This is a genomic window from Conexibacter woesei DSM 14684 (genome assembly GCF_000025265.1).
In the GTDB taxonomy this organism is placed as follows: Bacteria; Actinomycetota; Thermoleophilia; order Solirubrobacterales; family Solirubrobacteraceae; genus Conexibacter; species Conexibacter woesei.
Map to the genome: position 1 here is coordinate 1,402,128 of NC_013739.1, position 12,002 is coordinate 1,414,129.

Here is a 12,002-nt window from a genome sequence, read left to right on the forward strand (position 1 = left end):
CCGCCGCTCGTCACACCACCTCCCGACACCCTCCAACACATGGGATTCGCATGATCGACATCAACAACTTCGACGCCATCGAGATCGGGCTCGCCTCCTCCAAGCAGATCCGCTCCTGGAGCTCGGGCGAGGTCACGAAGCCGGAGACCATCAACTACCGCACGCTCAAGCCGGAGAAGGACGGCCTCTTCTGCGAGCGCATCTTCGGTCCGACGAAGGACTGGGAGTGCTACTGCGGCAAGTACAAGCGCGTCCGCTACAAGGGCATCGTCTGCGAGCGCTGCGGCGTCGAGGTCACCCGCTCGAAGGTCCGCCGTGAGCGCATGGGTCACATCGACCTCGCCGCCCCGGTCAGCCACATCTGGTTCTTCAAGGGCGTCCCGAGCCGCATCGGCTACCTGCTCGACATGGCTCCGAAGGAGCTCGAGAAGGTCCTCTACTTCGCTGCGTCGATCGTCACCTGGATCGACGACGAGGCGCGCGAGCGCGACCTCGACTCGCTGCAGGACGAGGTCAACAAGGTCCTCGACTCCTACGCGGCCGAGAAGGAGGAGCGCCTGCTCGAGCTGAGAGAGTCGCTCGAGCGCCGCGTCTCCTTCCTCGAGAGCGGCAGACAGTCGAACCAGTTCAACGACGAGGACGAGATGTGGGCCGAGGCCCTCGACGTCAACGTCGCGAGACTGTCCGACGAAGAGCGCGAGAAGCTGCTCAGAGAGCTGCGCAGAACGTTCCAGGCCGACATGGACGACACCGAGGCCTACATCGAGGACGCGGCCGAGCGCATGCGTCAGGTGTGGGACACGTTCCAGTCGATGAAGCCGAAGGACGTCGTCAACGACGAGACGCTCTTCCGCGAGCTGAAGGACCGCTTCGGCAGCCCGTTCGGCTTCGGCGAGTACTTCCGCGGCGGCATGGGCGCGGAGTCGGTGCGCGACCTGCTCGAGCAGGTCGACCTCGACGCCGAGAGAGAGGAGCTGCAGGAGCTCGTCAAGACGGCGAAGGGCCAGAAGCAGAGCCGTTCGGTCAAGCGCCTGAAGGTCGTCTCCGCCTTCATCCAGTCGGGCAACCGCCCGGAGATGATGATCCTCGAGGCCGTCCCGGTGATCCCGCCGGAGCTGCGCCCGATGGTCCAGCTCGACGGCGGCCGCTTCGCGACGTCCGACCTCAACGACCTCTACCGCCGCGTCATCAACCGCAACAACCGCCTCAAGCGGCTGCTCGACCTCGGCGCGCCGGAGATCATCGTCAACAACGAGAAGCGGATGCTCCAGGAGGCCGTCGACGCGCTGTTCGACAACGGCCGTCGCGGGCGCCCGGTCACGGGCCCCGGCAACCGTCCGCTGAAGTCGCTCTCGGACATGCTCAAGGGCAAGCAGGGCCGCTTCCGCCAGAACCTGCTCGGCAAGCGCGTCGACTACTCCGGCCGTTCGGTGATCGTGTCGGGTCCGTCGCTGAAGCTGCACCAGTGCGGTCTGCCGAAGCTGATGGCGCTCGAGCTGTTCAAGCCGTTCATCATGGCCCGGCTCGTCGAGCGCAAGGCCGCGCAGAACATCAAGGCGGCCAAGAAGATGGTCGACTCGATGATCCCCGAGGTCTGGGACGTGCTCGAGGAGGTCATCCACGAGCACCCGGTGCTGCTCAACCGCGCGCCGACGCTCCACCGCCTCGGCATCCAGGCGTTCGAGCCGATGCTCGTCGAGGGCAAGGCGATCCAGGTCCACCCGCTCGTCTGCCACGCGTTCAACGCGGACTTCGACGGCGACCAGATGGCCGTCCACCTGCCGCTCTCCGCGGAGGCGCAGGCGGAGGCGCGGATCCTGATGCTGTCTGCGAACAACATCCTCTCGCCGGCGCACGGCGCCCCGCTCGCCACGCCGACGCAGGACATGATCCTCGGCGCGTACTACCTCACGTACGGGCCGGAGGCGGACGAGCTGGCGAAGGTCGACCCCGCGAGAGCGGCGAAGCGCCCGCACGTGTACCGCACCGCCCAGGAGGCGGAGTGGTCCTACGAGCACGGCGTCACGAGACTCCACGACCTCGCCGAGTTCCGCCCGGCGGGCCGTCAGGGCGGTCACATCCTCACGACCGTCGGCCGCATCATCTACAACGACAAGATCGAGCGCGCGATCCGCGAGACGCTCGGGGCCGACTACGACCCCGCGTCCTACGAGTTCGTCAACCGCTCGATGAAGAAGCGCGACACGACGCAGTTCGTCGACGACCTCGTGCAGGCGTACGGCGCGGCGACGATCTCGCAGGTGCTCGACGCGTTCAAGGACCTCGGCTTCCGGTACGCGACGCAGGCCGGCATCACGGTCTCCAAGAACGACGTCGTGATCCCGCCGGAGAAGGGCGAGATCCTCGGCAAGTACGAGGGCGAGGTCGCCGAGATCCAGGACCAGTACGACATGGGCCTGATCACGGAGGAGGAGCGCAAGGACGCCGTCGTCGACCGCTGGAACGCGGCGACCGACGAGGTCGCCGAGGCGATGGAGCAGCACTTCAATGAGCTGAACCCCATCTTCATGATGGCCAACTCGGGTGCCCGCGGCTCCTTCAAGCAGATCCGCCAGCTCGCCGGCATGCGCGGCCTCATGGCCAACCCGAAGGGCGAGATCATCGAGCGGCCCGTGAAGGCGAACTTCATGGAGGGCCTCGACGTGATCGAGTACTTCACCTCGACCCACGGCGCCCGCAAGGGACTCGCCGACACCGCCCTCCGTACCGCGGACTCCGGCTACCTGACGCGCCGTCTGGTCGACGTCGCGCAGGACGTCATCATCCGCCAGGAGGACTGCGGCGCCGAGCAGTACGTCGAGCTGGACCTGTACAAGGCCGGCGGAGAGCCGAACGACAACGTCGTCGGCCGCGTCGCGGCGCTCGACCTCGGCCCGAGAAAGAGCGTCGTCGTCGAGAGAGGCATCGAGATGAGCCGCGCGGACTTCGCGGCGCTGCTCGAGGCCTACGGCGAGGACAACGTCAAGATCCCCGTCCGCTCGGTGCTGAAGTGCGAGGCGCCGACCGGCGTGTGCCAGGCCTGCTATGGCCGCGCGATGGCGACCGGCAACACCGCGCAGATCGGCGACGCGGTCGGCATCATCGCCGCGCAGTCGATCGGCGAGCCGGGCACGCAGCTGACGATGCGTACGTTCCACACCGGCGGCGTCGCCGGCGCGGACATCACGCACGGCCTCCCGCGTGTCGTGGAGCTGTTCGAGGCGCGCAAGCCGAAGGGCCTGGCGAAGATCGCCGAGGTCGGCGGCGTCGTCGAGATCGAGGAGACGGACAAGGCGCTGACGGTCGTCATCACCGACGACGGCGGCGACGAGCACCGTCACACGTTCCCGCGCCGCACGCGCCTGCACGTCGAGCGTGGCGACAAGGTCGAGCCGGGCAAGCAGCTCAACGAGGGGTCGCTCTACCCGCACGAGCTGCTCGCGATCCGCGGCCGCACCGAGACCGAGCTGTACCTCGTCAAGGAGGTCCAGGAGGTCTACAAGTCGCAGGGCGTGGACATCAACGACAAGCACATCGAGCTGATCGTGCGTCAGATGCTCAAGAAGGTGCGCGTCGACCAGAAGGGCGACACGGACCTCCTCCCGGGCGTCTTCGTCGACCGTCACGACTACGCCAGAATCAACCAGGTCGTGATCGACAACGGCGGCGAGCCGGCGCAGGCGGAGGAGATCATCCTCGGCATCACGAAGGCGTCGCTCAACACCGACTCCTTCCTCTCGGCGGCCTCCTTCCAGGAGACGACGAAGGTCCTGACCGACGCGGCGCTCGAGGGCAAGATCGACCGTCTCAACGGTCTCAAGGAGAACGTCATCATCGGCAAGCTGATCCCGGCTGCCACGGGCCTCAAGCGGTACCGTCGCATCGAGATCGAGCCGGCCGAGCCGCTCCCCCGCGGGATGGACGACGTCGGCCTGCTCGACCACGACGAGCTGGCGGCCGAGCTGGGCCTCACCGACGGCGAGGCGCTGCAGGGCTTCGGCCCCTCGGGCATCGAGGCCGACCTCGCCGACCTCGAGGAGATCGGCAACGGCGGCGGCTCGCACGGCTTCGCCGAGGAGCTGGCGGAGCTGGACGTCCCGGAGGACAGACAGTCCTAGCCCGGGCACCCGCCCACACGCTGCACGCGACGGCCGCCCCTCGGGGCGGCCGTCGTCGTTTCAGCGCCCGCTCGGGCGATGCCCGTCCACGCCGCTAACCGCGCGTCCAGCCGCGCGTCGTGCGCGTCAGCTCGCGCCAGCCGCAGGCCGTCCCGAACGCGAGCGCGTCGTGCTCGTCCGGCCCGCAGTAGTCGAGCACCCGCTCGACGCGGCCGAGCCGCATCCAGTCTGCAGCGTGGCCGACCAGCCAGCGGCCGGCGCCGCGGCGCCGGTACGGCTCCTCGACCGCGAGGTTCCACAGCTCCGCCCAGCCGGCCAGGCGCGAGCGCGTGCCGCCTTCGGTCAGGTCCGTCTGCAGCTCGATCAGGCCGACGGGCGTCTCGCCGAGCGTCGCGACGAAGCTCGTCGCGGCGTCGCCGACGACGCGGCGGACGGCGAGGCCTTCGATCGGCGGCGGTCCCGGCTGCGGCAGGTCGGCGACGTCGGCGACGAGCACGACCTCCTCGGCGCCGGGCGTGAAGCCGGCGCGCTCGTACAGCCGCCGCACGTGCGGCCAGCAGTCGGGCACGCCGTAGACGGCGGGGGCGGGCAGCGAGCTGTCGGCGAGCACGCGCGTCACGTCCCACGCCGTGAGCCGCTGCAGGCAGGCGGCGAGCAGCGCCTCGCCGGCGGCGACGTCCGCGGGCCAGCACAGCAGCCAGCGCAGCTCGCCGGCGCCGCGCTGGTCGGCGCCGACCTGCTCGCCGTCGCCGTAGCGGACGAGGTGCGCGGCGGCGACGAGGCGGTCGGCCTCGACGACGACGAGCGTGGCGCGCTCGATCACCCACGGGTCGACGACGAACTCGTCCGGCTCGCGCTCGAGCTGGCTCATGACCGCGTTGACCGACAGCGAGACGCCGGGCAGGACGGTGCCGACGTGGGCGTTGACGAGCGTCGCGAGCTGGTCGCGGTCGCTGCGCTTGAAGGGACGGATCTCGATCGACGGCACGGCAAAGCTCCTTCGGGGTCACTGCTGGAAGAAGAATGCCGCCACCGGTGCGGTACCGCTCCGACGATAGCGCGTCAGCGCGCGGACAGCGAGGCCGCCCACGAGGTGAGTGCAGTGACGTGCCGTTCGGTCAGCCCGACCGCCGGGACGGTGCTCACGAGCAGCGTCGGCATGCCACGCTCACCGCGTTCGCGCGCCCAATCGGCGCATTCGCGATCGTGCGCGTCGTCGATCCAGGCGAGTGGCCGCGCGCCCGCATGACGTTCGATCGCGTCGAGCTTCCAGTGCGCGTTCGCGCGGCCTGGATTGCGTTCGAACGTCAGATGAGGGTATGAATCGGCGAGCTTCAACGCGGCGGGAAGGTACTCGCCGGCCTTCTCCTCCCAGCCCGTGCACCAGACGGGCTCGAAGCAGCGTTCGAGACGACGCAGGTGTTCGCCGGCCGTGGCCGAAAGGAAGTGGGCGATCCCCTCGACGAGCTGAAAGCGCCCTGGTGGCGGGGAATGCGCCGGGAAGCCGAACAGCGAGATGACGCCGTCGACGTCGACGAACAGGACCGGAACCCGTTGTTGCTCCATCTGTACGAAGTCTCGCCGGAAAGTCACTCCGCTGCGCCGAGCACGCGGGGCCGCTACGCTGGTTCGATCCCCGGGAGGGATTCAAGTCGCTGCCTGCCGCTGCCGAACAAGCAGCGTGGGGCGCTCACGACGCTCACGTAACGCCCGCTGCGGCACGCAGCTCATTTCGATTTATGACGATTTATCTTGGCATCCTGCTCGCGCTGATCTGCGCCTTCACGACGAACCTCGCGTTCCTCTACAAGCACCGCGGCGCGTGTGCGGCCCCCGCCGTCCACGTCAGCCATCCGCTCGCCTCCGCCAAGGGACTGTTCCGCTCCCGCTGGTTCGCGATCGGCATGTCGGTCGCGGTCGTCGCGTGGGTCTTCCACGTCGCCGCGCTCGCGGTCGCGCCGATGTCGGTCGTGCAGGCGGTCCTCGCGGGCGGCGTCGTGATGCTCGCCGTCATGGCCGAGCGGATCTTCGGCTTCAAGGTCGGGCCGCGGCAGTGGCTCGGCCTCGGCTTCACCGCGCTGGGCCTCGTGCTGCTGGGCGTCACGCTGCCGGCCGTCCACGGCTCGCAGTCGCAGTTCTCCCTCCCCGGCATGATCGCCTTCGAGGCCGGTCTCGTCGCGGTCGGCGCCCTGCTCGTGATGGGCAAGCGGATCGGCGCGCCCGACCACCACCACGGCGTGATGCTCGCGGCGGCCGCCGGTCTCCTGTTCGGCGTCTCCGACGTCGCGCTGAAGGCGCTCACCGGCCTCGTCGCCGACGACGGCGTGCTGGCGCTGCTGACGACGCCGTGGAGCGCCGTCGCGATCGCCGCATCGGTGGCGGCGTTCTACGCCTCCGCGAAGGCGCTGCAGGAGGGCGAGGCGGTGCCCGTCATCGCCTTCACCGGCACGGCCGCCAACGTCTCCGGGATCGCCGGCGGGATCATCGTCTTTGGCGACCCGCTGCCGGGTGACGTGCTCGGCATCGTCGTGCAGGCGATCGCCTTCGTGCTCGTGATCGTCGCCGCTGCGCTGACGCCGGCGCCGGTCCGCGCCGCGCAGCCGAGCGCCGCTGCGGCGTAGTCGCTCTCCAGATCTCCTCCGCCGCGGAGTACATTTGTACATAGCGGCGAATCGACGACTCCAGTCGGGAGGCTGATCCAGCGATGGCGACCACTGCGGGCGCGCAGCCCGAGACGACGACGCTCCAGGAGCAGGCCAAGCGCCACCTCTGGATGCACTTCACACGGATGGGCGCGTACGTCGACGCCGACGTGCCGATCATCGTCAGAGCCGACGGCTGCTACGTCTGGGACGAGCACGGCAAGCGCTACTTCGACGGGCTCTCCGCGCTCTTCTGCTGCAACCTGGGTCACGGGCGCGTCGACATCGCGCAGGCCGGCGCCGACCAGGCGAAAGAGCTCGACTTCTACTCGACGTGGTCCTACGCGCACCCGCGCGCGATCGAGCTGGCCGCGAAGATCGCCTCGCTCGCGCCGGGCGATCTCAACCGCGTCTTCTTCACGAGCGGCGGCGGCGAGGCGGTCGAGTCCGCCCTCAAGCTCGCCCGGCAGTACCACAAGCTGACGGGCAACCCGAACAAGACGAAGGTGATCGCGCGCGAGGTCGCCTACCACGGGACGCCGATGGGCGCGCTGTCCGCGACGGGCATCACGCCGATGCGCGTTCCGTTCGAACCGCTGACGCCCGGCGGCTGCCACGTGCCGAACACGAACGTCTACCGGCTGCCCGAGGGCGTTCCAGTCGAGTCGCTCGCCGAGGCGGTCCGCGACCGGATCCTCTTCGAGGGGCCGGAGACTGTCTCCGCCGTGATCATGGAGCCGGTGCAGAACGCCGGCGGCACGTTCACGCCGCCCGAGGGCTACTTCCAGCGCGTGCGCGAGATCTGCGACGAGTTCGGCGTGCTGATGATCTCGGACGAGGTGATCTGCTCGTGGGGCCGCCTCGGCACCTGGTTCGGCGCGCAGCGCTACGACTACCTGCCGGACCTGATCACCACCGCGAAGGGGATCACCGGCGCGATCGCGCCGATGGGCGCGCTGATCGCATCCGACAAGGTCGCGGCGCCGTTCATGGAGGGGACCGAGACGTTCCTGCACGGCTTCACGTTCGCCGGCCACCCGGTCGCCGCCGCGATCGCGCTCGCGACGATCGACGCCTACGAGAACGAGAGAGTGCTGGAGCACGTCCGCGCGAACGAGGCCGGCCTGCGCGGCATGCTGGAGTCGCTGCGTGACATCCCGATCGTCGGCGACGTGCGCGGGGCGGGCTACTTCCAGTCGATCGAGCTGGTCAAGGACCGCGACACGAAGGAGACGTTCGACGACGACGAGGCCGAGACGCTGCTGCGCGGCTACCTGTCAGGCGCGCTCTACGAGCACGGCCTGATCTGCCGCGCGGACGACCGCGGCGACCCGGTCATCCAGCTCTCCCCGCCGCTGATCGCCGGCCCCGAGCACTTCGAGGAGATCGAGGGCGTGCTGCGCCCCGTCCTCGAAGAGGGCAGCCGCCGGCTCGGGCTGGCCTGAGCGGAGGACGACCGGTGCTGACCGTCCGCGAGCTCGTCCGCGACATCGACATCCGCCTGCTCGCGGGCGAGGAGGCGCTCGACGCGCCCGTCCGCTGGGTCCACATCACCGAGCTGGCGGATCCGACGCCGTGGCTGTCGGGCGGCGAGCTGCTGCTGACGACCGGGATGCAGCTCAGCCACGACGCCGAGGATCAGCGTGCGTACGTGCACAGGCTCGCCGACCACGGGCTCGCAGGACTCGGCTTCGGCGTCGGCTTCGGCCACACGCACGTCCCGGAGGCGCTCGTCGCCGCCGCGAAGGAGCGCGGCCTGTCGCTCTTCGAGGTCCCGTACGACGTGCCGTTCATCGCGATCACCGAGACGGCCTTCAGCCGTCTCGTCAACGAGCAGTACGCCGTCCTGCGCCGCGCGATCGCCGCGCACGAGCGACTGGAGCGGATCGTCCTCTCCGAGCGCGGGCTCGACGCCGTCGTCGGCGCGATCGCGACGCTGATCGGCGGCGCGGCGCTCGTCTTCGACGCGCGCGGGATGCTGCTCGCGCAGCGCTCGTTCCGCGCCGAGCTGGACGACGAGACGCTGGCCGCGCTGGAGCGCGAGCTGCGCGAGCGGACGCGGGGCGGCGGCCTCACGGGCGAGTCCGGCGGTCGCCGCGGCTTCGCGCCGAGCGCCGACGCGCTCACCGGCCGCGCGCTGGCGCTGCCGGTCGGGGCGTCGGGCCCGCGCGCGGCGGACGGCTCCGCCGCCGACGGGCCGCCGCTGTTGCAGGCGTGGCTCGTCGCCGCCAAGGACTCCGGCGCGCTGTCGGAGTTCGACCGCCTCACGCTCCATCAGGCCGTCACGATCGTCGCGCTCGAGCTGCTGCGCCGCCGCGTCGCGGAGGACACCGAGCGGCGGCTCGCCGGCGACGTGCTCGCCGCGATCGTCAGCGGCGAGCTGAGAGGACCCGACCTCACGCGCCGCCTGGAGCCGTTCGGGCTCGGCCGCAGAGTCGGCGTGCTCGTGCTCGCGCCGCCGCGCCCGGGAGCCGGCGCGCTGGCGGCCGCCGAGGGTGCGCTGTCGGCCGCGCTGCGCGGTGAGGCGGCCGACGGACTGGTGGCGCTGCACGACGGCCTCGTCAGCGCGCTCGTGCCCGGCTTCGACGAGGACGAGCTGTTCCCGCTCGCGCAGCGGATCGCCGAACGCGCGTCGCGCGCGCTCGGGGCGCCGCTGCGGCTCGGCGCCGGTCGCGCGGTCGAGAGCGCCGACGCGCGCCGGGCCTTCCACGAGGCGCGCTGCGCGCTGGAGGCGTACGCGCTCGCGCAGCCGTCCGGCAACGGCGGCGGCGAGGAGGCGGGCGGCAACGGCGCCGGCGCGGCGAGAACGACGGTCGCGACCTACCGCGACCTCGGCTCCTTCCAGCTGCTGCTCTCGCTCCAGGACGACGACGCGCTGCGGCTCTTCTGCGACTCGATCCTCGCGCCGATCGAGGAGAGCGAGGGCGCCTACGGCGGCGAGCTGATGCGCTCGCTGGAGGCGTTCATCGAGGAGAACGGGCAGTGGGAGCGCGCGGCGCGCCGCCTCTACTGCCATCGGCACACGCTGCGCTACCGGATCAGGCGCGTCGAGGAGCTGACCGGTCGCAGCATGGGCAGCGCGCGCGACCGGATCGAGTTCTGGCTGGCACTTCGAGGACGGGAGTTGGTGCGATGAGAGTCGGCGTCCCCACCGAGGTCAAGACGGACGAGTACCGCGTCGCGCTGACGCCCGCGGGCGCGCGCGAGCTGGTCGACGCCGGCCACGAGGTGCTCGTGCAGCACGGGGCGGGGGAGGGCTCCGGCATCGCCGACACCGCCTACGAGGCGCAGGGCGCGAGCATCGTGCCGGACGCCGGCGCCGTCTTCGCCGGCGCCGAGCTGATCGTCAAGGTCAAGGAGCCGCAGCCGGAGGAGGTCGCGCGGCTGAGACCGCACCACCTCCTCTTCACCTACCTGCACCTCGCGCCCGCGCCGGAGCTGACGCGCGGCCTGATGGCGTCCGGCGCGACCTGCGTCGCGTACGAGACGGTCGAGGACGCGCGCGGGCGGCTGCCGCTGCTGGCGCCGATGAGCGAGGTCGCGGGCAAGATCGCGACGCAGGCCGGCGCCTTCATGCTGGAGAAGCCGCTCGGCGGTCGCGGGATCCTGCTCGGCGGCGTGCCCGGCGTCGCGGCCGCGAACGTGATGGTGATCGGCGGCGGCGTGGTGGGGATGAATGCCGCCTTCATCGCGATCGGGATGGAGGCGACCGTCTTCGTCTTCGACCGCAACATCGACCGCCTGCGCGAGCTCGACGTCGCGTTCGGCGGCCGCGCCGACACCTGCTTCGCCTCGACGCTGGCGATCGAGGAGCGGCTGCCGGACGTCGACCTTGTGATCGGGGCGGTGCTGGTCCACGGCGCGAAGGCGCCGCACGTGATCACGCGCAGACAGCTCGCGCTGATGAAGCGCAACGCGGTCCTCGTCGACGTCTCGATCGACCAGGGCGGCTGCTTCGAGACGTCGAGACCGACGACGCACACCGACCCGACGTACGAGGTCGACGGGATCACCCACTACTGCGTCGCGAACATGCCCGGCGCCGTCCCGGTCACCTCGACCTACGCGCTCACGAACGCGACGATGCCGTACGTGCTGCATCTCGCCAACGCCGGCGTTCACCGTGCTGTGCAGGAGAATCCCGGACTGCTGCCCGGCGTCAACGTGGTCGGCGGCAAGGTCACATATGCTCCGGTCGCGGAGGCGGTCGGCGTCCCGCACGTGCCTGTCGAGGAGGCGCTCGGGACCGTGCATCCCGCGTAGCGACTGCGATCGCGCGAACGCTGCTAGCATTCCGCGCCACATGCCGACTACCAGCCAACTCGTTCGCAAGGGCCGCAAGACGCCGAAGAAGAAGCTCGCCACGCCGGGCCTCAAGTCCGGCAGAGGCCGCAAGACCAAGGTCGCCGCGCCTCAGCGCCGCGGCGTCTGCACGCGCGTCTACACGACGACGCCCAAGAAGCCGAACTCGGCCCTCCGCAAGGTTGCTCGTGTCCGGCTGACCCACGGGATGGAAGTCACCGTCTACATCCCGGGCGAGGGTCACAACCTTCAGGAGCACTCCGTCGTGCTCGTCCGCGGAGGCCGCGTCAAGGACCTTCCGGGTGTGCGCTACAAGGTCGTGCGCGGGACGCTCGACGCCGCCGGCGTCAGCGATCGCAAGAAGGCCCGTTCCCAGTACGGCGTGAAGGCGAAGTAATGCCCCGCCGCGCTGCAGCTTCGATCCGGCCGGTCGAGCCGGACGCGATCCACCGCTCCCGCCTCGTCCAGCAGGTCATCAACAAGGTGATGCTGGACGGCAAGAAGTCGACCGCCGAGCGCATCGTGTATGACGCGCTGGCGATCCTCTCCGAGCGCACGGGCAGAGACCCGATCGAGGCGCTCGAGACCTCGCTGAAGGCGCTCACGCCGTCGCTCGAGGTCCGCTCCCGCCGCGTCGGCGGCGCGACCTACCAGGTGCCGGTCGAGGTTCCGCCGCGCCGTGCGAGGACTCTTGCGGTCCGCTGGCTCGTGCTCTTCGCCCGCCAGCGTCGTGAGAAGACGATGGCTCAGCGCCTCGCCAACGAGCTGCTCGACGCGCAGTCGCAGCAGGGCGGCGCCTACAAGCGCAAGGACGACATCTACCGCATGGCGCAGGCCAACAAGGCCTTCGCGCACTACCGCTGGTAACCACCCCTACGTCGGCATTCGCAGCACCCGCGCGCCGCTGATCTCAGCGGCGCGTCGTCGTTAACGACTCGCG

9 protein-coding genes are annotated in these 12,002 nt (G+C 70.4%); 7 read left to right on the forward strand and 2 right to left on the reverse strand.

Translation table 11 applies throughout. From position 1 onward, the window contains the following. The first annotated feature begins 50 nt into the window (after positions 1-50). Positions 51-4,118 carry a DNA-directed RNA polymerase subunit beta' gene (locus CWOE_RS06655; RefSeq protein ID WP_012932808.1) on the forward strand — a complete coding sequence of 1,356 codons (4,068 nt, stop codon included), beginning with the start codon at positions 51-53 and terminating at the stop codon, positions 4,116-4,118. Between the two features lie 94 nt (positions 4,119-4,212). Here CWOE_RS06655 and CWOE_RS06660 read toward each other — a convergent pair whose 3' ends face one another. Together CWOE_RS06660 and CWOE_RS06665 are read right to left on the reverse strand one after the other, a co-directional pair. After that, positions 4,213-5,106 (reverse strand): GNAT family N-acetyltransferase, encoded by an 894-nt coding sequence (locus tag CWOE_RS06660; protein ID WP_012932809.1) that lies wholly within the window; start codon positions 5,104-5,106, stop codon positions 4,213-4,215. Between the two features lie 74 nt (positions 5,107-5,180). Then, positions 5,181-5,684, reverse strand: a complete 504-nt coding sequence (locus CWOE_RS06665) for an HAD domain-containing protein (RefSeq protein ID WP_012932810.1) — start codon at positions 5,682-5,684, stop codon at positions 5,181-5,183. Between the two features lie 173 nt (positions 5,685-5,857). Here CWOE_RS06665 and CWOE_RS06670 point away from each other — a divergent pair, with 173 nt between their 5' ends. The 6 genes from CWOE_RS06670 to rpsG all read left to right on the forward strand — a co-directional run bounded on the left by CWOE_RS06670 (position 5,858) and on the right by rpsG (position 11,929). Beyond that, positions 5,858-6,739 (forward strand): DMT family protein, encoded by an 882-nt coding sequence (locus CWOE_RS06670; protein WP_012932811.1) that lies wholly within the window; start codon positions 5,858-5,860, stop codon positions 6,737-6,739. 83 nt (positions 6,740-6,822) lie between these two features. Continuing rightward, the gene (locus tag CWOE_RS06675; protein ID WP_012932812.1) at positions 6,823-8,205 is read left to right on the forward strand and encodes an aspartate aminotransferase family protein; all 1,383 of its coding nucleotides are present in this window, start codon (positions 6,823-6,825) and stop codon (positions 8,203-8,205) included. Between the two features lie 14 nt (positions 8,206-8,219). Continuing rightward, complete coding sequence (locus CWOE_RS06680; protein ID WP_012932813.1) at positions 8,220-9,896, forward strand: PucR family transcriptional regulator; 1,677 nt, start codon at positions 8,220-8,222, stop codon at positions 9,894-9,896. Further along, complete coding sequence (ald, locus tag CWOE_RS06685; protein ID WP_012932814.1) at positions 9,893-11,023, forward strand: alanine dehydrogenase; 1,131 nt, start codon at positions 9,893-9,895, stop codon at positions 11,021-11,023. The genes CWOE_RS06680 and ald overlap by 4 nt, the downstream gene beginning before the upstream one ends. A gap of 40 nt (positions 11,024-11,063) precedes the next feature. Then, positions 11,064-11,459 (forward strand): 30S ribosomal protein S12, encoded by a 396-nt coding sequence (gene rpsL, locus CWOE_RS06690; RefSeq protein WP_012932815.1) that lies wholly within the window; start codon positions 11,064-11,066, stop codon positions 11,457-11,459. Continuing rightward, a complete protein-coding gene (rpsG, locus tag CWOE_RS06695) occupies positions 11,459-11,929 on the forward strand; it encodes a 30S ribosomal protein S7 (RefSeq protein ID WP_012932816.1) in 471 nt (156 codons plus the stop codon). Before rpsL ends, rpsG begins: the two co-directional genes overlap by 1 nt. Positions 11,930-12,002: the final 73 nt, after the last annotated feature.